General features: G+C 69.7%; 22 protein-coding genes. 8 read left to right on the top strand and 14 right to left on the bottom strand.

Annotation, left to right across the window (positions count from 1 at the left end; all coding sequences use genetic code 11):
- Positions 1-124 precede the first annotated feature (124 nt).
- From AB0N17_RS10925 to fabG, 6 genes are all read right to left on the bottom strand, one after another.
- Positions 125-496 carry a hypothetical protein gene (locus AB0N17_RS10925; RefSeq protein ID WP_366010862.1) on the bottom strand — a complete coding sequence of 124 codons (372 nt, stop codon included), beginning with the start codon at positions 494-496 and terminating at the stop codon, positions 125-127.
- Between the two features lie 28 nt (positions 497-524).
- Positions 525-743: a hypothetical protein gene (locus tag AB0N17_RS10920; protein WP_366010861.1), complete on the bottom strand. Its 219-nt coding sequence runs from the start codon at positions 741-743 to the stop codon at positions 525-527.
- Positions 740-1045, bottom strand: a complete 306-nt coding sequence (locus AB0N17_RS10915) for a hypothetical protein (protein WP_366010860.1) — start codon at positions 1043-1045, stop codon at positions 740-742. Before AB0N17_RS10915 ends, AB0N17_RS10920 begins: the two co-directional genes overlap by 4 nt.
- A 112-nt stretch (positions 1046-1157) precedes the next feature.
- The gene (locus AB0N17_RS10910; protein WP_366010859.1) at positions 1158-2120 is read right to left on the bottom strand and encodes a ParB/RepB/Spo0J family partition protein; all 963 of its coding nucleotides are present in this window, start codon (positions 2118-2120) and stop codon (positions 1158-1160) included.
- A gap of 189 nt (positions 2121-2309) precedes the next feature.
- A complete protein-coding gene (locus AB0N17_RS10905; RefSeq protein WP_366010858.1) occupies positions 2310-2630 on the bottom strand; it encodes a hypothetical protein in 321 nt (106 codons plus the stop codon).
- A gap of 137 nt (positions 2631-2767) precedes the next feature.
- Positions 2768-3499 (bottom strand): 3-oxoacyl-ACP reductase FabG, encoded by a 732-nt coding sequence (gene fabG, locus AB0N17_RS10900; protein ID WP_366010857.1) that lies wholly within the window; start codon positions 3497-3499, stop codon positions 2768-2770.
- A 344-nt stretch (positions 3500-3843) separates the two neighbouring features.
- Here fabG and AB0N17_RS10895 point away from each other — a divergent pair, with 344 nt between their 5' ends.
- Complete coding sequence (locus AB0N17_RS10895; protein ID WP_366010856.1) at positions 3844-4668, top strand: helix-turn-helix domain-containing protein; 825 nt, start codon at positions 3844-3846, stop codon at positions 4666-4668.
- A 78-nt stretch (positions 4669-4746) separates the two neighbouring features.
- Here AB0N17_RS10895 and AB0N17_RS10890 read toward each other — a convergent pair whose 3' ends face one another.
- Both AB0N17_RS10890 and AB0N17_RS10885 read right to left on the bottom strand, forming a co-directional pair.
- Positions 4747-5658: a recombinase family protein gene (locus AB0N17_RS10890; protein WP_366010855.1), complete on the bottom strand. Its 912-nt coding sequence runs from the start codon at positions 5656-5658 to the stop codon at positions 4747-4749.
- Positions 5659-5969: 311 nt separating this feature from the next.
- Positions 5970-6212: a DNA-binding protein gene (locus tag AB0N17_RS10885; RefSeq protein ID WP_289921348.1), complete on the bottom strand. Its 243-nt coding sequence runs from the start codon at positions 6210-6212 to the stop codon at positions 5970-5972.
- Positions 6213-6355: 143 nt separating this feature from the next.
- Between AB0N17_RS10885 and AB0N17_RS10880 the strand changes: the two genes are divergently transcribed.
- Entirely contained in the window at positions 6356-7972 is a 1617-nt protein-coding gene (locus AB0N17_RS10880; protein WP_366010854.1) for a tyrosine-type recombinase/integrase, read from the top strand.
- A gap of 136 nt (positions 7973-8108) precedes the next feature.
- Here the strand turns inward: AB0N17_RS10880 and AB0N17_RS10875 are convergent, their stop codons facing one another.
- The 3 genes from AB0N17_RS10875 to AB0N17_RS10865 all read right to left on the bottom strand — a co-directional run bounded on the left by AB0N17_RS10875 (position 8109) and on the right by AB0N17_RS10865 (position 12291).
- Positions 8109-8663: a histidine phosphatase family protein gene (locus AB0N17_RS10875; RefSeq protein WP_366010853.1), complete on the bottom strand. Its 555-nt coding sequence runs from the start codon at positions 8661-8663 to the stop codon at positions 8109-8111.
- A gap of 336 nt (positions 8664-8999) precedes the next feature.
- Complete coding sequence (locus tag AB0N17_RS10870; RefSeq protein WP_366010852.1) at positions 9000-10730, bottom strand: IclR family transcriptional regulator C-terminal domain-containing protein; 1731 nt, start codon at positions 10728-10730, stop codon at positions 9000-9002.
- A gap of 100 nt (positions 10731-10830) precedes the next feature.
- Positions 10831-12291, bottom strand: a complete 1461-nt coding sequence (locus AB0N17_RS10865; RefSeq protein WP_366010851.1) for a M6 family metalloprotease domain-containing protein — start codon at positions 12289-12291, stop codon at positions 10831-10833.
- A 278-nt stretch (positions 12292-12569) separates the two neighbouring features.
- Between AB0N17_RS10865 and AB0N17_RS10860 the strand changes: the two genes are divergently transcribed.
- Positions 12570-13217 carry a helix-turn-helix domain-containing protein gene (locus AB0N17_RS10860; protein ID WP_366010850.1) on the top strand — a complete coding sequence of 216 codons (648 nt, stop codon included), beginning with the start codon at positions 12570-12572 and terminating at the stop codon, positions 13215-13217.
- 303 nt (positions 13218-13520) lie between these two features.
- The gene (locus AB0N17_RS10855) at positions 13521-15059 is read left to right on the top strand and encodes an MFS transporter (RefSeq protein ID WP_366010849.1); all 1539 of its coding nucleotides are present in this window, start codon (positions 13521-13523) and stop codon (positions 15057-15059) included.
- Between the two features lie 10 nt (positions 15060-15069).
- Here AB0N17_RS10855 and AB0N17_RS10850 read toward each other — a convergent pair whose 3' ends face one another.
- A complete protein-coding gene (locus AB0N17_RS10850; RefSeq protein WP_366010848.1) occupies positions 15070-15579 on the bottom strand; it encodes a MarR family transcriptional regulator in 510 nt (169 codons plus the stop codon).
- 106 nt (positions 15580-15685) lie between these two features.
- On the opposite strand from AB0N17_RS10850, the gene AB0N17_RS10845 reads away from it, so the two are divergent.
- Positions 15686-16477 (top strand): class III extradiol ring-cleavage dioxygenase, encoded by a 792-nt coding sequence (locus AB0N17_RS10845; protein ID WP_366010847.1) that lies wholly within the window; start codon positions 15686-15688, stop codon positions 16475-16477.
- 19 nt (positions 16478-16496) lie between these two features.
- On the opposite strand, the gene AB0N17_RS10840 is transcribed toward AB0N17_RS10845, so the two are convergent.
- Positions 16497-17015 carry an N-acetyltransferase family protein gene (locus AB0N17_RS10840; RefSeq protein WP_366010846.1) on the bottom strand — a complete coding sequence of 173 codons (519 nt, stop codon included), beginning with the start codon at positions 17013-17015 and terminating at the stop codon, positions 16497-16499.
- A 192-nt stretch (positions 17016-17207) separates the two neighbouring features.
- On the opposite strand from AB0N17_RS10840, the gene AB0N17_RS10835 reads away from it, so the two are divergent.
- The gene (locus tag AB0N17_RS10835) at positions 17208-18206 is read left to right on the top strand and encodes a sigma-70 family RNA polymerase sigma factor (protein ID WP_366010845.1); all 999 of its coding nucleotides are present in this window, start codon (positions 17208-17210) and stop codon (positions 18204-18206) included.
- Positions 18207-18691: 485 nt separating this feature from the next.
- The gene (locus AB0N17_RS10830) at positions 18692-19366 is read left to right on the top strand and encodes a TetR family transcriptional regulator (RefSeq protein ID WP_366010844.1); all 675 of its coding nucleotides are present in this window, start codon (positions 18692-18694) and stop codon (positions 19364-19366) included.
- A gap of 85 nt (positions 19367-19451) precedes the next feature.
- On the opposite strand, the gene AB0N17_RS10825 is transcribed toward AB0N17_RS10830, so the two are convergent.
- Complete coding sequence (locus AB0N17_RS10825; RefSeq protein ID WP_366010873.1) at positions 19452-20417, bottom strand: YafY family protein; 966 nt, start codon at positions 20415-20417, stop codon at positions 19452-19454.
- A gap of 62 nt (positions 20418-20479) precedes the next feature.
- On the opposite strand from AB0N17_RS10825, the gene AB0N17_RS10820 reads away from it, so the two are divergent.
- A complete protein-coding gene (locus tag AB0N17_RS10820) occupies positions 20480-21982 on the top strand; it encodes an MFS transporter (protein WP_366010843.1) in 1503 nt (500 codons plus the stop codon).
- Positions 21983-21994: the final 12 nt, after the last annotated feature.

Genomic DNA, 21994 nt, shown 5'->3' with positions numbered 1-21994 from the left:
CGCCCGCCGAGATGTGGGCGTTCAGGCTGAGACGGTTGAAGCCCTTGCCGTCGGCGGGTCGTGTCGGTGCTGGCTCAGGCAGGTAGATCGGCATGAAGGCTCTTACTGTGACGGGGAGTTGAGGTCAGGAAGTGAGCTGCTCGCCTGGTGCGGTCCTGGCCTTGCCGGAGCGGAAGGCGAGGAGGGCGACGAGCGTGCGGTCGGCCCTACTGCCGGGGTGTTCCGCATAGAGCCGTCCCACGATGAACTCCTGCTCCAGGTGGCGTTCGAGATGGAGGAGCCAGCCTGCGATCGCGGTGATGGTGCTGTGCACGGGCGTATGGGCGTGGGGGTCTTTCGCGCCGTGCCAGGTCAGGATCACGGCTGGAATGTCGTCCAGCAGCGTGGGTTGGGCGCGCCAGCCCGGGCGGCCCTTGTCCGGCGAGTAGGACCTTATGTGACGGCGGTGCAGGGCGCTTCGGACATCGCCGAGCAGCGTCTCGGTGTTCGTGCTCACAGACTTACTCCTTGCAGGGGTGCGGGTGTCAGAACAGTTCCTCTTGACCGTCGACGTCGCCCGGCTGCTCGCGGCCGGACCGACGCGGGCCGGGATCAGGGACGGTGTCGCCGAAGAGGGCGGCGGTGCCGAACCGGTCAGGTACGGCAGCGATCCGAGCGGGGCCCGCCGGTACGGGAAGCCCGTTGGGGGCCGCTACGTCGAAGTCGGCGCGGCCCATGACGGTCCAGTCCCTGCCAGTGGTCACTTGCTCTCCTTGTGAGGCTGGGCGTTCCCGGATGCTGCGAGGACGGCGTCCGCCCAGTCCCGTACGAGTGCGGTCCCGGCCCGGCCTGCCGCCTCGCCTGGCGTGTGGCCGTCCTCGAGGGCCTTCAAGTAGCGAGCCGCGGTGACCTCCAGAGCGTTGGACGAGGTGAAGGTCTTCATGAGGCGGTCGATGTTCGTGCCGTGCATGTGGTTGAGGGCCTTCGCGGCGAAGGCGACGATCATGCCGACGTCCTTACCGAGCTGCTCGGCCTGGGCGGGGGTGAGGGGCGCGCTGTAGCGCATGACGAACGTGCTCCTGTGCTGTAGCGGGGTTTCGGGAAAGAGGCGGCGCGGAGTTGTGGCTGCGCCGGCCGGGGTGCGGACGCGGTTGCCCGCAGCCCCGGAGCTGAGCCGGTCAGGCCGCGACCGGCTCCCGCTCGTCGGCGGCGTCCGACTCGTCGGTGTGGTCGGCCTCGGCCTCCGGGTTGACCGTGACGAGCTGGCGGGCCTCGGCGTGCGCCTTGGCCTGCTTGAGCTGGAAGCGGGCCTTGGTCAGCGACTCGGCGACCCGGTCGAGCTGCTCCAGGCGTGCCCCGACCTGCGTCTCAAGAGTCTCGGCGAGCTTCAGCGGATCGGTCTTGCCGATCTCGTCGAGCAGCGCCCGTACCTGCTCGATCTTGTCGAGCGTGCTGCGGGTCTTCTTCTGCGTGGCGGCGCGCTCGGTGCGCTGCTCCTCGGTCATCTCCTCGACGACCATGAGGACGGCCTGGTCCTGCTGTTGCTTCATCGCGTAGGCGAAGTGCACGATCTCGTTGTCCGAGGCGAACTCGCCGCGCACGAACTTGCTGAGGACGGAGCCCTGGTTGGCGAGGTTGAGGGCGGCGATCTGCACGGCTGCCTGCGTGCCGATCTTCCCGTCCTGTACGAGCTCCTGGACCTCTATGCGCAGGTCGAGCAGGGCCAGGCGCAGCTTCACGTAGGTGGTGGTCTTCGCGAAGTCGGCGGCCACGGACTCGATGGTCGCGCCCTCCTCCTCGTCGAGGATCCGCTGGTAGCCGTGCGCTTCCTCGAACGGCGTCATGTCCTCGCGGGTCACGTTCTCCGACATGGACCGCTTGAACCGCTGGAGTTCGCTCTTCTCGGAGATGATGTTGGCGCGGATCTTGGTGCGGCCGAGGATCTGGTGGGCGCGGAAGCGGCGCTCGCCGGAGACGATCTCGTAGCCGCCCTGCTCGTTGTCGGGGCGGACCTCGATGGCCTGCATGAGGCCGTACTTGTCGATCGAGCTGGCCAGTTCGTTCAGCGCGTCCTCGCTGAAGTACTCGCGCGGCTGGCGCGGGTTGCGGTGGACCTGGCTCATCTTGAGGACGCGCTGCATTTCGGGCTCCAAGTGGTGCTTGTGAGGTTTCTTTCTCCCTCATCTCTTGAGTTAATTCTACTATGCATATAGGAGGTGTCCACTCCCGGCATGCCGCGCCAACGTGACCTCGACCACGTTCGTAAATGGGCTCTGACATGCGGAAACGCTGATGGGCGCCGGGGGAATCCCGACGCCCATCAGCGTCATCTAAGACTGCTCGTCCACCTGCTCGCGCCAGCCCCGCACCTGCGGCGGCGCCCCCGAGACGGGAACGGCGAAGCACTCCTTGCGGATCGGGCACGCCCTGCATACCCGCGCCGCCGTCCGCTCGCCGCCCGGCGCCTTGAGTCCTGTCCACCCGGCATGCTCGGCGCACAGGGCCGCCGACCACGCCACAGGCTTGGCCAGCGCCTTACGCCTGCCTGCGAGTCCGGCCAGCGCGGCCATGCGGTCCGCATCGCGGCCGCGGCTCGATCCTGTCCGGGCGGGCTGCGCTGCCAGCGCCAGAATGCGGTCGACGTCGATCACGCCGGCCCCCTTGTCCCGGCAGTGCGTAGACCGGCTGCCCCTTTCCGAGCTTGTGCGCAGTGCCGCCGTCCCGCCTTACGGCCTTGCCTCCGTCTTCCCCCGCAGCCCCTAGCGGGCTGCCTCGATACGGCCACCTGTTAGTGCCCCATTCCCGCGCCGCCGTCGACCGGGATCACCGCGCCGGTGATGTAGGAGCCCTCGTCGATGAGGAACCGCACGGTGCGCGCGATCTCCTCGGGCTGCCCGAGGCGGCCGAGCGGGACCTGCCCAAGCAGTGCCTTGATGCGGTCATCCGGCAGGGCGGCGGCCATGTCCGTGGCGGTCAGCCCCGGCGCGACGACGTTCGCGGTGATGCTGCGCGAGCCGTACTCGCGGGCGATGGACCGGGCCAGTCCGATCAGCCCGGCCTTGGAGGCGGCGTAGTTGGTCTGCCCGGCCTCCCCGTGCATCGCAGTCGCCGACGAAATGAACACCATCCGGCCGCCCTTGGCGCGCAGCATGCTCGGCAGAGCGCGCTTGGCGACCCGGTAGGCGGCGGTCAGGTTCGCATCGAGGACTGCGGTGAAGTCGTCCTCGCTCATGCGGGCGAGCAGCCCGTCACGGGTGATCCCCGCATTGGAGATGAGGGAGGTGACCGGGCCGTGCTCGGCCTCGGCCTGCTTGAACGCCAGGTCGACCTGCTCAGGGTCGGTCACGTCACATCGCACGGCAAGGAAGCGACCCCCGGTGTGCTCCTGGCCCGGCAGGTAGGAATGGGCGGGGGGCTCGCCGGAGCGGTAGGTGACGGTCACGTTGTGGCCGGCCTCGGCAAGCTCGGTGGCTATGGCGTAGCCGATGCCTCGGTTGCCGCCGGTGATGAAGACGCTCATGCCTGACACCTCTGGGATCGTCGTCGATGCAATGTCCGCCCGCGGCTCGTCGCCCGGTGGGGCGGAGATCGGAGGCGAGAGGGCCGTCGAGGAGGTGGCCCCGGCGGCGGTGCCACACATTGCCCGGATTCCATCCCGTTAGGCCGGTTCTAGGCGTGCCGGTATCCGCAGAACCGGCACTGGGGGTACGGGTTATCGCCCGCCCGAGGTGTCGGAATGTCCGGAATGGTACTGAACATGCCCGTCTTATCCGGCAGGCCCCTCAAGTCGGACACATGTATAAGCTGCGTTAGGGTTTCCTAATACTTTTCCTGTTCTTTACTTCAGGGGAGCTCTACACCTTCATGTCGCGGAACCTGCCTCCGATCACCCGCATGCTCAAGTCCTGGCGCGAATCACGCGACCCGCACGCCGTGCCTGGATTCACCGCCCGCTACGGTGCGCGCCGCCGCACAGGCCTCACCCAACGGGACGTGGCCGAACTGACGGGAGTGACCGAGGGTTGGTACGGAAAGCTGGAGCGCGGCGTCCTCGATCACGTCGGCGACGAGTTCCTGGAGAGGATCGTGCGCGTCCTCGGCCTGGACAGCGCGCAACGCGCCCACCTGTGGCTGGAGGCCAACGGCTGCGAACCGCCACCACTCCCGCACTCAGACGCCAGCTCCATCGACCCCGTAGGTGCGGCCATCGTCCACAGCCAGATATATCCCGCGTACACCTACACCCACAGCTGGGACGTACGCGTCTTCAACCAGGCCGCGGCCCGCGACTACCCGTGGATGCTGCACGGCATCAACGTCATGATCTGGGCGCTCACCTTCCCCGAGGCGCGCCTGCAGCTCATCGACTGGGAGGAGACCTGGGCCAAGCCCATGGCCTCACAACTGCGCCTCGCGCACAAAGCGAACCCGGACGACGCACGCCTCAGCCAGGTCTGCGACCACATCAGGCAGGCCGATCCGGTCGCCCGCCGAATCCTCGACGACGACGTCACCACCGTCACCCATCCCGACGGCGACCGCCGCCGCGTCTACCTGCCGCACCAGCACGAGGAGACCGAGGTCGAGTTCGTGGCCCTGGAGAGGCTGCGCGACAACATCCGGCTCATGATCGTTGCACCCGGAGACCTCGCTCAGCAGGCCATGCCCTCCGCCATCCCTGGCATGTAGCGACTGGGGGGCGTTCGCGATCACCGACCGGGGTGCGGCTGGCCCCGCCCCGGTCACCAACGAGGTCGCGATATTGGTTCAGCTGACGGGCTGCCGCCAGTCGAGCAGGACCCGCTTCTCCGGGGCCTGGCTGCCCTCCGCGCGTCCAACCCGCACGTGCTCGATCTCCAGCAGTACCAGAGCCCGCTTCGAGGCGAACGGGGCCGTACGCCACCAGGCGACCAGGTCGTGCACGTCACCGATGGGCAGGTCTGTCATCTGCTCCAGGTACTTCAAACGCACCTTGGACGTCCGCAGGTCTTCCTTGCTGGCCTTTTGCGCGGCGACGAACGCGGCCTTCACCATCAGCCCGCGCCCGTACAGGTCGCCGATGCCGGCGAACCGCTCGTCGGCGCCCGCAATGTGCTCCTTCAAGCGGGCGATCTCCGCCTCGATGTCACGCTGCAACTGCTCAAGCCGCTCACGCGCCCCCGGCTTCAGCAGTTCAGCCAGAACGTGCTCGGCTACGAAGTCTTCGAGCTTCTCGGCGTTGATGCGTGTTCTCCCGCAGCCGTCGCACTTATAGGACGGCGGGGCCTCAGCGTGGGCGCGGCTGCCGATCATGCCCTGCGTGCACTCGTCGCACACCGCGCACCCGCCGGTGACCAGGTACTCGTGGGCGTCACGCGGCATGCCACGCTTCTCGCTGCGCTCCACGAACAGAGCCTGCAGACGCATGTAGACGTCCGGCTCCAGAACCCGCTCGTCCCAGCCCTCGATCGGCTCGCCGTTCTCATCTAGACCCGCGAGCCGCGGATTGACCAGCAGCCGGTGCAGAACTTCGCGGCGGAACTCGTTGCCGCGCGGAGTCAGCATGCCCTTGCTCGTCAGCCACCGCGTCGCCTCGGCTTCCGAATCGCCACCGAACAGCAGCGTGACGGCCTCCCGCAGCAACGGCGCCTCCTGCGGATGCACCACCCCTGCGCGCACGTAGCCCGACAACCGTCCCACGCAGCTGACTCCGATCAACAATTCGCACCTGCGACCCCTCGTGCCGACGACGCGTTAGGAGTCCCTTAGACCTGACATAGGCCAATGTATATCTGGGTCGAGGGTCATGTGTGCGTAAGTTCCCATGGAACCGGTCAGTCTTAACGCGATATTTGCAGGCCAGGGGACATCACCTGCTGGCGTATGTGGCGCAGTTCATAGCAACCTGTAGGGGGTGATCTGCATCTTCAGTAATTACATCCACGCTGGAGCGAGGCAGAAGAGAGGCCCGGACGTGTGCAAACGACGCAACGCCCGGGCCACATAGGTGGCTACACATCCAAAGTGATCCCCAACGCCTTCCACAAGCTCGCCGTCGACACCTTCTGCGTCTGACCCAGCGGAATCGTCTGTGCCGGGAACGCGCCGTCCCTGATCAACTCGTACGCCTTGTCCGAACCGATCCCCAACGCGCGAGCCGCCGTCACCACACTCACCGCAGCCGGCAGGGACCTCACTTCCTCGACCGACATCCCGCCGCGACGCCCCTCGGAACGAGTGCGCTGCACGGTCATCGCAGATGAGGACAAAGGTGGTCACATCCCTCTTCCCCGCGCCACCTGGCAGGAAGCATACGGCGCCCAAGGAAGCGTCACCTTCGCTACAGCAAGATCAGGACACGTAAGGAACAACCCAGCACATTCTTGGGGGGAACCGCGTGTTCAAAGGCAGCACCTACAAGCGATGCGCCTGCAAGGAGCCCGTACTCGACGCATCCGGACAGCCCGTGCCCGGCAGCAACGGACAGCCCAAGCTGCGCCAGCTCGGATCCGACTGCCCCCTCCTCAAGAAACGCGACCACGGCTCCTGGTACTACTACGTCAAGCTCCCCGACGGCCCCCGCGGCGAACGCCGACGCCCCCGCAAGGGCGGCTTCCTCACACAGAAGAAAGCCGAGGAAGCAGCACAAAAGATCTGGGACGAGGCCCAGGGCGGCGTCGACGTCGAATCCAAGGAGACCGTCAGCGAGTACCTGCACCGCTGGCTCAAGAAGCGCGTCGACCTCAAGCGCAGCACCCGCGACGACTACGAGACCATCCTCACCGGCGTCTTCATCCCCACCCTCGGCCACCTGCGCATGCGCGAGCTCCGCGACCGCCAGATCCAAGAAGTCTTCCAAGAGATATGGGACTTCAACGAGGTCAAGCGTGCCAACCGCATCGCCGCCCAGCAGGCCAAGACGATCTGTGACATCGCCTACAAGACCTGGAAGACCGCCCCCAAGCCCAAGCCGCCCGAACTCCGACAGGCCTGGCACCAGGCCCGCGAGGCACTCAAGGAAGCACGCACAAAGCCCCGCCAGGACACAGGCCCCGGCAGGCAGCTGAAGTTCCTCAACACCCTCTCCAAGGCCTTGGACGACGCAGTCGCCGAAAAGCTCATCACCGAGAACTGGGCCAAGCTCGTCACGATCCCCAAGTACGACAAGCCCGACCCGCTCGTATGGACCGACGAGCGCGTAGCCCGCTGGCGCGAAACCGGCGAAAAGCCCGGCCCCGTCATGGTGTGGACCCCGCAGCAGACCGGCGAGTTCCTCGACGCCGCCGTCGCACACCCCCTGTACATCATGTGGCACCTCATGGTCTTCCGCGCACCCCGCCGCGGCGAAGCAACAGGGCTGCCCTGGACCGAAGTCGACATGACCAAGGGCACCGCCAACATCGTCGAAACCCTCGTCACCAACTCCGCCTACGAAGTCTGGGAAGACACCCCCAAGAGCCGCGCCAGCAGACGCTCCGTCACCTTCGACCACGCCACCTTCGCCCTCCTCACCGCCTGGCGCGACGTGCAGAAAGCCCAACGCGAAGAATGGGAAGCCAAACACCGCGCCGAACCCGACACGTACGGCCCCTACGTGAACAGCGGCTGCGTCTTCACCCAGGCCGACGGAAGCCCCTGGCACCCAGATAACGTCTCCCAAGCCTTCGAACGCTTCATCAAACGCCTGGACCTGCCACCCATCCGCCTCCACGACCTACGCCACTGCGCCGCCTCCCTCAGCCTCGCGGCCGGCCTGTCCATGAAGGCCATCCAAGCCCTCCTCGGCCACGCCTCCTACTCGCTCACCGCCGACACCTACACCTCCCTCATGCCGCAGTTCGAGCAGGAAGCCGCCAACGCGCCCGTCAGCCTCGTTCCCCGGCAGAACGCACCCGAGAAGCCCACCGACCCCGACGGAGACAACGAGACGGAACCGACACCCGCGAACACACCCCAGGCAACGCCCCAACTCACCCTCGTTCACGGCGGAACCGCCAACGAGGCGGCAGCCTGAACTAGGAAGTCCCCGAAGGCGCCGGCCTTCGGGGACTTGCTCTTGAGCGGCGCGCTCGACCGCGCTGGCCGATCAGACCATCCGGACAGTCACGGCCCGGATCGCTGCACCACTCGGCGGACGCAAACGGCGACACCTACTCCAGATGCGATACCGAAGCGATCTCCATCACGGACAGGTGATCCAGCGTGGTAATCGCGCACGAGGGAACGCCCTGTTCCATGAGTTCGATCGGCACCGCTTGGTCGCCGATCAAGGTGCGCAACAGGTCCACCGTGGCGCCGCCGTGTGTCACGACGGCAATCGGGCCCGTTTCTTGGGCCAGGTCGGCCAGACAGGCCCGCATCCGCTCGGCGGTAGCGCGGGAGGAGCCACCAGAAGAAGGGACAAAATCTCGGTCCCTCACCGAAGCTGCCCAGTCCGCCTGGAACTCTTCGATGCGCTGGGACTCATCCCAGTTCATCCGCTCGCGCAGGCGGGCGTCCTCTTCAACCTGCAGTCCGGTCCGTGAGGCAATCATCTGCGCGGTCTCGCGAGCGCGCCGCAAGGGGCTGGTGAACAGCGCCCGCACACCAACCTGCCGTACCCACTCGGCCGTCTTGGCGGCCTGTCGTCGCCCCAGCTCAGTCAGGTCCGGATCACCAGGCTCACGCTTCTTCTCCGCGTGCTGCACCAGGTAGATGACAGTCATGTTCGTAGCGTGGCGGATCCACGGGGCGTCATCCACCGAAATACCGGCTGTCGAAGATCGCCTTGACCGACGACTCCAGCCGAAGCACAGCACTCTCTGACGGCGCGTCCCCACCCTGTCCCCACCGCAACGAAACAGCCCCCTGGAAGACCGTTTCCAGGGGGCTGTTGAATGCGTTGACGCAGGTCAGAGAGCTGCGATGGAGATTGATCAAAGGTGAGTCTCACGCTTTAGGAGAGCGGTGCTCTATCCCCTGAGCTACGAAGGCAGTGGTGCTGTGGTGGCGGTGCCACCGCCGACAGTGTAGCGGGTGGCGGATCACTGTGGGTGGTGTGTTCAGGACGGTGGGACGGGGGTGAAGCGGGACGCGGTGTGCAGGTCCGTTTCGAGGTGGTCGGCGGTTGCGCGCAGCTCCGGGAGTAGGTCCCGTACGCACGCGTCCAGGGTGCGGCGGGCCGCGTGGGTGGCGACGTTCAGCGCGGCGATCGTGCGGCCGGTGCGGTCCCGTACCGGTACGGCGATGGAGCGCAGGCCTGATTCCAGTTCCTCGTCCACCAGGGCGTATCCCTGTGCGCGGACCTCGGTGCCGGCCAGGAGGACGCGGCCCAGTGACGTCGTCGCCGCGGGCAGGCGGGTGCCCACCGTGATGTGGACGGTCAGGACCCGGCTCGCGCCGGCCCCCGCCGTGTACTGGATCTCCGTGCCGTCGGCCGTCAGTACCGCCAGTGCCGTCGGCTCGTGCAGTCGGTCCGCCAGGGCGCGGAGGTGGGGGTCGGCGAGGCGGGGCAGTGTCGTGCGGGACAGGGGTGGGAAGCCCAGGTCCAGGACGCGCGGGGTGAGGGTGAAGGTGTGGTCGGGGCGGGCGGTCACCAGGCCCAGGTGGGCGTGGGTGAGCAGGGCCCGGCGGGCCGTGGCCCGGGACAGGCCGGTGGCCCGGGACACCTCCGTCAGCGTCAGTGCCGGGCGGCCCGCGCCGAACGCGGTCAGCACGGTCAGGCCCCGGGCCAGGGACTCCACGAAGTCCCGGCCCAGCTCGTGCTTGGACGCCGTGGTCCAGGCGGCCAGGCCGGAAGGCGGCGGGCCGGGCTCCGGCGCGGGCGCGGTGCGCAGGTCGGCCTCCATCGCCGCGACCGCCGTACGCAGCCGGGGGAGGAGGCCGGTGCGCAGGCTGTCCGCCGAGTGGCGGCTGGTGTGGCTGACCACGCTCGCCACGCACGCCACCCGGCCCGTCTCCGGGTCCCGTACCGGTACGGACACCGCGACCAGCCCCGGTTCGATCAGCTGGTCGTCCACGGCCCAGCCCTCCCGCCGCGCCCGCTCCACGCGGTCCGGGAAGTCGTCGGCCGGTGCCGGGTGCGCGGGGACGGCGGGGAAGGAAGCGGCCTGTGGGTCCGTGGTGCGGCGGGAGTGCCAGCGGGCCCAGTCCTGTTCCGCCCACTCCGTCGCGAACAGCGGTCCCGGGGCGGTGCGTTCGGCGGGGAGCAGGTCGCCGATGCGGAAGCTCACGGACATCGCGCGGCGACGGGTGGCCTGGTGGATGAAGCGGATGCCGTCGAGGTCGGCGACCGCGAGCGACACCGACTCGTCCAGCTCGTCGGCGAGGGCGTCGGCCCGCGCGTCGAGCAGTGCGGGCAGGCGCAGGGCGGCCAGGTAGGCGTTGCCCAGCCGCATCACGCCCGGGGCGAGGACGACGTCCCGGCCGTCGAGGCGGACGTACCCCATGCGGGCCAGGGTCGCGGTGATCCGGTCGACCGTGGAGCGGGCGAGACCCGTGGCCCGCTCCAGCGCGCCCGGGCTCAGCGTGCCGCCCGCCTCGGTGAGGTGCCGGAGCAGCCCGACGCCACGGATCAGCGGCCCGACCGCCTCCGCCGGCGTCCCCCTTTCGGAGTGCGGCCCGCTTTCGTCGTGCGGCCCGCTTTCGACGTGTGGCCCGCATTCGGCGTGCGTTCCAGTTTCGGCGTGCGGCCCGCTGGCGACGTGCGCCCCGGTCGCGGAAGGTGTCCCGGCTCCGGTGGGCATCCCCGCCTCCGCCGGCGTTCCCGGCTCGGCGTCGGCGTCGGTATCCACTGCGGTCCTCGCGGGCATCGTCTCTCCGGTACGGCGTACGGGCCCGGTACGGCATACGGGCACGCCTACCGTAAACCCCGGCCGCCCCGGCCCAGCTCCGCTATCCCCGCGTCACCCGCACCCGGTAGTTCCCGTCCGAGTCGACGTCCACCACGTCGACGGTGATGTGGTGGGCGGGGTCCTTGAAGGACTCGCCGGGGGTGAAAGGGGCGTCGGAGAGTTCGGCCTGGACGTTGGGGCTTCGGGTGCAGCCGCCGCTGTTGCGGTGGCTGTCGAAGACCTTGACCGGACCGCGTCCGGTGTCGACCGTGGCGTCGATCCGGTAGATCAGCAGGCCCGGCCGGCACACCGCCTCGTCGTTGCCGCCCTGGGCCCGTACCTCCATGGCGTAGGCACTCCGACCGTCGATCGGTACGATGATCAGCTTGCCGCCGTCCTCTTTGTACAGCGGTGACAGCCGGTACTCGGCCTTGCCGCGCGTCGCGGCGCAGCCCACCTGGGAGCCGTCCAGCCAGCCCAGCTTCCACTTGTGCCAGCCGAGCATGTCGTTGCCGGCGCCCCAGTCCTCGCTCATGATGTCCCAGTGCCCGACTGCGCTCCCGCCCTCCTGGGTGTAGAGGTCGGGCAGGCCGAAGGTGTGGCCGTTCTCGTGCGGCAGCACCCGGTACCCGGTGTGGTCGTACGAACCGGAGCCGTCGTCCTGGCGGGAGTAGACGAAGGACGCGTTGGAGACGGGCACCCCGTCGGCGACCGGGGCGTCACCGTTGCCGGCGAAGGTCACGGACAGGACGGTGTCCAGGGCGGAGGGGCCGGCGTTCGGGGTGATCAGCACGTTCAGCAGGTCGTACGAGCGGAAGTCCACGCTCGGGTCGGCCGCGGCCACGATGTCCTGCACCAGCTGCCGGTACCCGGGGTCGAAGGGCGCGCCGCGCTCTATGCCGTACGCCTTGAACGGTTTCGGCATGCGCAGCCAGTGGGTGATGGGGGTCTCCGGCTGGTAGTCCAGGCGGCCGTACGACGCGGTGCGGAACCACTCCTGGGTCTGCGGGAAGAACTCGTGGAAGCGGTCCATCGCGTTGCCCGGCCCGGTCGCGTCCGAGAAATCGACCATCAGGGTCAGGGCGTGGACCGTGCCGGTGGAGCGGGAGTAGCCGTGCGGGGTGGGGACGCCCTCGGTCATCTGTACGTCGTGGCTTCCGTGGATCATGCACGGGGAGAAGGCGGCGGAGCGGGCCAGACCTATGGGGCCGGCGGTGGTGGGCGCCGTCAGACGGGCGGTCCCGGCCGCGGTGCTGACCGTGAGGGTCAGCGCCGTCACCACGGCGAGGGCGGCCGCGCGGCGCGGGCGTATGCGGCGGCGTGCGCGGGAGCGGTGCGCGGGAAGTGGCCGGTGGCGGGCGGGAAGTGGCCGGTGGCGGGCGGCGGGGTGACCTGCGAGGGGGAGGGCGTGGCCGCGGCCTATCAGGGCGAGACGGCCTATGAGGGCGAGACGGCCTATGAGGGCGAGACGGCCTATGAGGGGGAGGCGTATGCGGCGGGGCGGCTGCGGCTGCTGCTCCATGCACGGACCTCTCGCTCCACGGCAGCCGCCGGTCGCCGGCTGCACCCTTGCGATCACCCTGTGTCGGGTGGGTGGAGGGCGCTCGCTGGAGGAGACCGATCGTGGGAAAGCCGGTCCGCACGGGGGTGAAACCCGGCCGGAGATGAGTGTGTCTCAGGTCACACGCTTTCAGGGCGGGGGCGGGAAATAACCGGGGAGCGTTTCCCCGTTTAGCCCTGTGTCCGAGCGAAACGGGGACTGCTTCCCCGGATCGCCCCCCACGTTCCGAGGAGTACGCCGTGCCGACCGCGACCTCCCCCGCACCGCGCAAGGTGTCCCGGCCTCGCGCCGACGCCCTGCGCAACCGGGAGCGGATCGTCACCGCCGCCCGGGAGATGTTCGTCGAGCACGGCCCGGACGTGCCGCTCGACGAGATCGCCCGCCGGGCCGGTGTCGGCAACGCGACGGTGTACCGCAACTTCCCCGACCGCGAAGCCCTCGTCCGCGAGGTCGTCTGCTCCGTGATGGACCGGACGGCCGAGGCGGCCGAGGCGGCACTCGCGGAGACCGGGGACGCCTTCGCCGCGCTGGAGCGCTTCGTGCACACGTCCGCCGACGAGCGGATCAGCGCGCTGTGCCCGATGATCTCCAGCACCTTCGACCAGCACCACCCCGACCTGGAGGCCTCCCGCGAGCGCGTCGAACGGCTCGTCGAGGAGGTCATGGGCCGGGCGCAGGCGGCCGGACAGCTCCGGCCCGACGTGAGTGTCGGGGATCTGCTGATCGTCGTGGCCCAGTTGAGCCGGCCCCCGGCCGGCACGGACTGCCTCCACGGCGACCGCTTCGTCCACCGTCACCTGCAGCTGTTCCTGGACGGCCTGCGGGCGCCCGCCCGCTCCGCCCTGCCGGGTACGGCCGTGACCCTGGAGGAGCTGCGCTGCTCCTGATCCATCAGCTCTGATCCATCAGCCCTGATCCGTCAGCTCCGACCGACCAGCTCCCGACCGATCGACCCGGTAGTCCCGACCGATCGACCCGGCAGTCCCGACCGACCGATCCGGCTGTCCCGACCGATGAGTCCGGTACCCGGGCCCAGTCCCTCATCCGTACGCCTGCCCTCGCGGCCGTCACGGCGACGAGCCGCGCCCTCACTCCTCCCGTTTTTTCGCTCTACTCCGCCTTTTCCGTCACGAAGTCCGTCACGAAGTCCGTCACGAAGTCCGTCACGCAGTCCCGAAGTGGGTACCTCCATGTCCGAAACAGCCCTCAAGGCTCCGCGCGTCGCCGCCCCCAGCGGTGACGCCAACCGCTGGAAAGCGCTCGTCTTCATCGCGCTCGCCCAGCTGATGGTCGTCCTCGACGCCACCATCGTGAACATCGCCCTGCCGTCCGCCCAGAAGGACCTCGGCATATCCGACGGCAACCGGCAGTGGGTCGTCACGGCCTACGCCCTCGCCTTCGGCGGTCTGCTGCTCTTCGGCGGCCGTATCGCCGACAAGTGGGGCCGCAAGCGCGCCTTCGTCACCGGCCTGGCCGGCTTCGCCCTCGCCTCCGCGCTCGGCGGTGCCGCCACCAGCGGCACGATGATGTTCGGCGCCCGCGCCCTCCAGGGTGTCTTCGGTGCCCTGCTCGCCCCGGCCGCGCTGTCCCTGCTGGCCGTGATGTTCACGGACGCCAAGGAGCGCGCCAAGGCGTTCGGCATCTACGGCGCCATCGCCGGCGGTGGCGGTGCCGTCGGCCTGATCCTCGGCGGCTTCCTCACCGAGTACCTCGACTGGCGCTGGACCTTCTTCGTGAACGTCCCGTTCGCCGTCGTCGCCGCGGCCGGCGCCTACTTCGTCATCCGTGAGCCCGAGGGCGGCCGCAACAGCGCCCCGCTCGACATCCCCGGCGTGGTCCTGTCCACCCTGGGCCTGGTCGCGCTGGTCTACGGCTTCACGCGCGCCGAGTCCGACGGCTGGGGCGACGCGCTGACCGTGACCATGTTCGTCGCGTCCGCGGTGCTGCTGCTGGCGTTCGTGGCCGTGGAGTCGCGGGTGAAGGCGCCGCTGCTGCCGCTGCGCGTGGTCAGCAACCGCAACCGCGGTGGCATCTACCTCTCGCTGGGCCTGGCCATCATCGGCATGTTCGGCCTGTTCCTCTTCCTGACCTACTACCTGCAGATCGTGAAGGGCTACTCGCCGGTCAAGACCGGCTTCGCCTTCCTGCCGATGATCGCGGGCATGATCACGGGCTCCACCCAGATCGGCACCCGTCTGATGACCCGGGTCGCGCCGCGCCTGCTGATGGGCCCGGGCTTCCTGGTCGCCGGTCTCGGCATGCTGCTGCTGACCCAGCTGGAGATCGACTCCTCGTACGGCATGCTGCTGCTGCCCGCGATGCTGCTGCTCGGCCTCGGCATGGGTACGGCGTTCATGCCGGCGATGTCCCTGGCGACCCAGGGTGTGGAGCCCCGGGACGCCGGTGTCGCCTCCGCCATGGTCAACACCTCGCAGCAGGTGGGCGGCGCGATCGGCACCGCCCTGCTGAACACCATCGCCGCGTCCGCGAAGACGTCGTACATCAAGGACCACATCGCCGGTGCGGCCACCAAGCCGCAGCAGCAGCTGGTCGGGCTGCAGGGCATGGTGCACGGCTACACCTCGGCGATCTGGTTCGCCGTCGGCATCCTGGGGCTCGCCGCCCTGATCGCCGTCACCTTCGTCAACACCGGCCGGCCGGGCAGCACCCCCGTGTCCTCCGGCGAGGGCGTCGAGGACGAGCTCCCGGTGCCGGTGGTGGCCCACTGACGGTGATCCCCTAGCGGAGCCAGGGCAGGTCCGCACCCGCTTCGTCCGGCTGAAGGCCCTCGGCGACGATCTCCATGATCTCGCCGAGGGCCTTCTGCTGCTCCGGGCTGAGCCGGTCGAACAGGGCCTGGCGTACGGCGGTCACATGGCCGGGCGCGGTGTGCTTCAGCACCTCGGTGCCCTCGTCGGTGAGGACCGCGAACTGGCCGCGCTTGTCGGAGGGGCAGTCCTCGCGGCGCACCCAGCCGTTCTTCTCCAGCCGTGCGATGGCGTGCGAGAGCCGGGAACGGGTGATCTTCGCCCTCATCGCCAGCTCGGTCATCCGCAGCCGGCGGCGCGGCGCCTCGGCGAGGGTCACCAGAAGGCCGTAGTACACGTGCGGCATGCCCGCGTCGCGCTGCAGCTGCCGGTCGAGGTGGTCCTCCAGCAGGGTGGTGGCGTGCAGGTAGGCACGCCAGACGCGCTGTTCCTCGTCGGTGAGCCAGCGGTGCTGTGCGGCGGAGTCCGGGGCCGTGTTCATGGGGTCCACTGTACGAGGCATCTCCTTGAAACTTGAACAAGTCGGGCGTACCGTTGTCCGGTAGAGCTTGAGAGTTAAAGCAATGCCGTCCTTGGGAGCCGCCGCCATGTCCACCAGCACCCCGGAGCGCATGCCCGCCCTGTACCTCAGCCACGGCGCCCCGCCGCTCGCCGACGACCCGGTCTGGCCGGGACAGCTCGCCGCCTGGTCCGCCGGCCTGCCCCGCCCCAAGGCGATCCTCATGGTCTCCGCCCACTGGGAGGAGGCCCCCCTCGCGCTGGGCGCCGTGGAGACCGTCCCCCTGGTCTACGACTTCTGGGGATTCCCCGAGCACTACTACCGGGTCCGGTACGAGGCCCCCGGCGCACCCGCGCTCGCCGAATCCGTCCGCAAGCTGCTGCGCGCCCCCGGCATGCCGGTCCAGGACATCCCCGACCGGGGTCTCGACCACGGCGCCTACGTCCCGCTGGTCGAGATGTACCCGGACGCCGACATCCCCGTCCTGCAGATCTCCATGCCCACCCTCGACCCGGTGCGCCTGATGGACATCGGCCGCAGGCTCGCGCCGCTGCGCGACGAGGGCGTGCTGATCGTCGGCTCCGGCTTCTTCACCCACAACCTCGCCGCACTCCGGCACACCGGCGGCGGCGTGCCCAGCTGGTCGTCCGAGTTCGACGACTGGGGGCGGCGGGCCCTGGAGGCCCGGGACTGGGACGCCCTGCTGGACTTCCTGGACAAGGCCCCGGCCGGCCGTTACGCCCACCCGCGCACCGAGCACTTCGCCCCTCTCTTCGTCACCATGGGCGCGGCGGAGGCGGACGGGTCGCCGGCCGCGCAGAAGTCGGTGATCGACGGGTTCTGGATGGGCATGGCGAAGCGGTCGGTGCAGTTCGGGTGAGCCGGGGCGGCGGGCCGGTCTACAGCGGCTTCTCGTACCAGGCCACGTCCCAGTAGCGGCCGAACTTGCGGCCGACCTCGCCGTACGTGCCGAGGTGCCGGAAGCCGAAGCGGGCGTGCAGCCGCACCGAGGCCTCGTTGGGCTGGGCGATCCCGGCGTAGGCGCGGTGCACGTCCTCCTCGGCCAGCGCCGTGAAGAGGGCGTCGTAGAGCAGGCTGCCGACCCCGTGCCGGCCCGCGTCCGGGGCGACGTACACCGAGGTCTCCACCGACGTGACGTACGCGGGCCTCGGCCGGAAGGGGCTGGATGTCGCGTATCCCAGAATCTCCTGTGACCGCGCTCGCGTGGCAACCATCAGGCGGTGCGGGCCGTCTTCCGGGTGGGAGAGCAGCCAAGGGCGGCGCTCTTCCGCAGTGAAGATCGCGGTATCGAATGTGATCGCCGTCTCACGTACGTAGTGGTTGTAGATCTCCGTGAGGGCGTCGAGATCGTCCTCGATCCCCGGCCTGACCTGCACCTCTGCACGTTCCGTCGGCATGTCGCCTCCCCGTGTGGCGGACAGGGTACTGCATGATCAGAAAAATTGGGGGCAGGGTTGGGAATTCTGTCCGGATTCCAGTCGTTGTTTCCCACGGATGCAGGGCACTCGGAGAGAGTCCCAGTGACAGTCCCCGCCCGTGCCGAGCGTTCGTTGGACCACCCGCCAGCCCACCATCGCAAGGGAGCACGCATGGCAACCCGTGCCGTCGCCCGTCGTAAGTCCGCCACCGGCGAGACGGCCGACTCGGCAAGCAGTGTTCGCGCTCATGGCGGCGAGATCGCGGACCGCGACCTGGTCGGCATGTACCTGGACGAGATCGCGCGCACACCGCTGCTCGACGCCGCCAAAGAGGTCGAGCTGTCCCAGACCATCGAGGCGGGTGTCTTCGCGCGGCAGGTCCTCGACGGCGAGGAGGAGTCCCACACGGACGCCACCCGGGAGGAGCTCGAAGCCCTGGTCGATGCCGGTGAGCGGGCCAAGGACGTCTTCATCCGCTCCAACCTCCGCCTGGTCGTCGCGGTCGCCCGGCGTTATCCGCGCAGCGGCCTGCCCCTGCTGGACCTGATCCAGGAGGGCAACGCCGGCCTGGTGCGCGCGGTCGAGAAGTTCGACTACCGCAAGGGCTTCAAGTTCTCGACGTACGCCACCTGGTGGATCCGCCAGGCGATCACCCGCTCCATCGCCGACCAGTCCCGCACCATCCGGCTCCCCGTCCATCTGGTGGAGGAGCTGGGCCGCATCCGCCGCGTGCAGCGCGAGTTCAACCGCGAGCACGGCCGCGACCCGGAGCCCGCGGAGATCGCCGCGGAGCTGGACGCGACACCGGAGCGCGTCACGGACGTCCTCGACTGGTCCCGTGACCCGGTCTCGCTGAACATGTCGGTGGACGACGAGGGCGAGACCCAGTTCGGCGACCTGCTGGAGGACACCTCGGCGGTCTCCCCGGAGCAGTCCGTGCTGACCCTGCTGCGCAGCGAGGAACTGGACGACCTGATCGGCCGCCTGGACCAGCGCACGGCCTCCATCATCAAGATGCGGTACGGCATCGACGACGGCCGCGAGCGCACCCTGACCGAGGTGGGCAAGGAGCACGGCCTGACCCGTGAGCGCATCCGCCAGATCGAGAAGCACGCCCTGCTGGAGTTGAAGAAGCTGGCCCGCGACACCGGCTTCGACGCGGCGGCGTAACGGGAGCACAGCCGGGAGGCGCAGCGGGCGTGCGGTCCCTGTGGGCCGCGCACGCCCGTGGCGAAAGACGGCGCAAACATGGCGTGGTCCTGTCGCTTCAACGCCGACGCCCGAGGGAAAAACCCTTGCAGGCCCGAGGAGTTGGAGCCCAGGACCGCACTCCCCCACCGCACGCACCGCACGTCGCGCACACCGCATCGCACAGCAGGCTGGCCACGCACGAGCCACGTCCCGACGCAATCCCCCCCCGGCGCCGGGACTTTCCCCAAGCCGGGCTTCGGCGCCCATCCCCCCTGGGCGTCGGGGCCCGGCTCTTCGCCGTGTGCGTGTCCGTGCCGATCAAGGGCGCCATGCCGTCAGGGACACTCCGCTGGAACGGCGGTGCCGTCAGGGACACTCCGCTGGAACGGCGGTCCACCCCGTACCTGAACCCCGGGGTGAACCGCCGGATGGCAGATTCTGCCACACGGGCATAGCCTGCCCAGATGAGCACCACCCCCAGCCCGCCCGACCAGCCGTTTTCCGCCTCCGCGCCGCCGCTGTCCCTCACCGAACGCCGGAAGGCCGAAACCCGGATGGAGATCGCCAGGGCGGCGGCCGCCCTGTTCGTCCGCCGGGGCCTGCGGGCGACCCGCGCCGAGGACATCGCCCAGGCGGCGGGCATCGCACCGCGCACGTTCTACCGGTATTTCGCCACGAAGGAGGAGGCGGTCGCCCCGCTGTACGCGGCGGGCGCCCAGCGCTGGACGGAGGCGGTCCGCACCGCCCCGGGCCGGCTCACCGTCCCCGAGGCCCTGCACCACGCCGTGCACCAGACCCTCACCCCCGGCGCCGGTGTCTCGGCGATGTCCTGGGAGTGGGTGCGCACCCTGATCCGCCTGGCCGACGCCAGCCCCGCCCTGCGCAAGGTCTGGGCGGAGGTGTGCCAGACGTCGGAGGTGGCCCTGGCCGAGATCCTCGCGGCCCGTGGGGCCGGGGCCGGCCCGGGCATCACCCCCGATCTCCGCTTCGCCGCCGCCGTGGCCGGTGCCGCCGTGCGCGTGGCCGTGGAGGCCTGGGCCGGTACGGCGGCCCCGCCCACCGGCCCGGACGGTCCCGCGGCCCTCGCGCTGCGCAACCTGGAGGCGTTGCGGGACTTCGGCTGGGGCAGCCGGAGGTAGCCGGGCTTCACCGGCGTAGGAGAGGTGGCCCGATGTGGCCGGACGGTGCTGGCGCACCGTGTCGGTCAGAGAGGCCGTTGCCGGGTCAAGGGGACGTCGCCCGTGCCAGGCGGCCCCCCAACTCCCGGGCGCATTCCACGAGTTCGCGTGGTGCCCGCACGGTGAACTCGTGGCCCAGCATCGCCAGCCGCACCGCCAGCCACTCCACCGGGTCCCCGGTGGTGCCCCGGAGGACGCAGCCGCCCTCGCCGTCGTCCTCCGGCACCCCCAGCCAGGCCGGCACCCCGGGGGTGACGCGTTCCGCCGGTGCGGCGAACCGCACCACGAACTCGTACGTCTCCTGCCGCCGTTGGATGGACTGCCGCAGATATTCGGCGGCGCTCCCGGTCGGCAGCTCCCGGGGCGCGAACCGGACGCCGGTCGCGAACGGCTCGCTCACCCGGTCCACCCGGAAGGTGCGCCAGTCCGCGCGGTCGAGGTCGTAGGCGACCAGGTACCACCGCCGCCCCGTCGACACCAGCCGGTGCGGCTCGGTCAGCCGGCGGGACTCGCCGCCGTCCTTGTCGCGGTAGGCGAACCGCAGCCGCTCCTGCCCGGCCACCGTGGAGGCCATCACGGTCAGCGTCTCGGGCGCGATGCTCGGCCCGTCCCCGCTGGTCAGCGGCGTGGTCGCGGCCTGCAGTGTGGACACCCTGTGGCGCAGCCGGGCCGGCAGCACCTGCTCCAGCTTCGCCAGGGCCCGTACCGACGCCTCGTCCACGCCCTCCAGGGCGTGCCCGGCCCCGGCCCGCAGCCCCACCGCGATGGCGACCGCCTCCTCGTCGTCCAGCACCAGCGGCGGCATCGCCTTGCCCGCGACCAGCCGGTACCCGCCGTCGGAGCCCTTCGTGGCCTGCACGGGATAGCCCAGCTCGCGCAGCCGGTCGATGTCCCGCCGCACGGTGCGCCGGGACACGTTCAACCGGTCGGCCAGCTCGCCGCCGGGCCACTCACGGGGCGTCTGGAGGAGGGACAGGAGCTGCAGCAGCCGGGCCGGTGTGTCCGTCGTCATGAGGACGAGCATGCCGTACCAGTAGGACATGATCTGACCTAATGCGGTCCTAACGTGAACGCATGACCTCCACGGAACAGACCCTCAGCACCCACGGGGCTCCGGGCGACCGGCGCCGCTGGTTCGCCCTGGCGATCGTCATGACGGCCGCCTTCATGGACCTCGTCGACGTCACGATCGTCAACATCGCCATCCCGTCGATCCAGCGGGACGCCGGCGCGTCCGTCAGCCAGATCCAGTGGATAACCGCGGGCTACGCCCTCGCCTTCGCCGCCGGCCTGATCACCGGTGGCCGCCTGGGTGACATCCACGGGCGCCGGCGGCTGTTCCTCCTCGGCATCGGCGGCTTCACCCTGGCCTCCGCCCTGTGCGGCTTCGCCGTGAACCCGGAGATGCTGGTCGCCTCGCGCGTCCTGCAGGGCGGCATGGCGGCGATGATGGTCCCGCAGGTGCTGTCGATCGTGCACGCCACCTTCCCGGCCCACGAACGCGGCAAGGTGTTCGGCATGTTCGGCGCGGTCGTCGGCCTGGGCGCGGTGTCCGGACCGCTGCTCGGCGCGCTCCTGACGGAGTGGAACCTCTTCGGCCTGGAGTGGCGGCCCATCTTCCTCATCAACCTGCCGGTCGGTGTCCTGGCCTGGCTGCTGGGCCGTCGCTTCATCACCGAGTCCAAGGCGCCGAAGGCGATGAAGCTGGACCTCGTCGGCGTCGCGCTGGTCTCCCTGGGCCTGCTGATGCTGCTCTACCCGCTCACCCGCGGGCGGGAGCTGGGCTGGCCGCTGTGGGGGTACGTCTCGATGGCCGGCGCCCTCGGGGTGTTCGCGGCGCTGGTGGTGTTCGAGCGGCGCAAGGCGGCCCGGGACGGTTCCCCGCTGATCGAGCTGTCGCTGTTCAAGGTGAAGAGCTTCGCCGCCGGTATCGCCGTACAGACCGTCTTCGGGATCGCGCTCGGCATCTTCTTCCTGGTCTGGACGCTGTACATGCAGATCGGCCTGGGCTGGCGCCCGTTGCGGGCCGGGCTGACCGGGGTGCCGTTCTCCCTCGCGGTGTCGACGGCGGCCGGGTTGTCGGTGCAGAAGCTGGTCCCGCGGTTCGGCCGGAAGGTGCTGCAGGCGGGCGCGCTGATCATGGGCGTCGGCGTGCTGGTCTATCTGTGGGAGGCGCACCGCTACGGCCAGTCCATCGCCTCCTGGCAGATGGCACTCCCGCTGGTGGTGATGGGCGTCGGCATGGGCCTGATCGTCGCCCCGCTGACCGACGCGGTGCTCTCGGAGGTGCCGCGTGAGCACGCCGGTTCCGCGTCCGGACTGATCAACACGGTGCAGCAGATGGGCAACGCGCTCGGACTGGGCCTCGTGTCGGTGGTGTTCTACGGCGAGATCCGCGACGGTCTGACCCGGGCCCAGGTCGGCCCGGCCTTCGTGCACGCCTTCCAGTACGCGCTGTGGTGGGTCGCGGGGATCATGGGCGCCATCTTCCTGCTGATGTCCGCCCTGCCGAAGCGGCCGGCCCAGCACGTGGAGGGGGCCGAGGCGCCGGTGCGGGAGCCGGAGCTGGTGCACTGAGCCGCCTGTGAA

Origin of the sequence: Streptomyces sp. NPDC051133 (genome assembly GCF_040682635.1) — a bacterium.
In the GTDB taxonomy this organism is placed as follows: domain Bacteria; phylum Actinomycetota; class Actinomycetes; order Streptomycetales; family Streptomycetaceae; genus Streptomyces.
The sequence above is the reverse complement of the archived record's forward strand: the minus strand, read 5'-3'. Positions and strand labels throughout refer to the sequence as shown.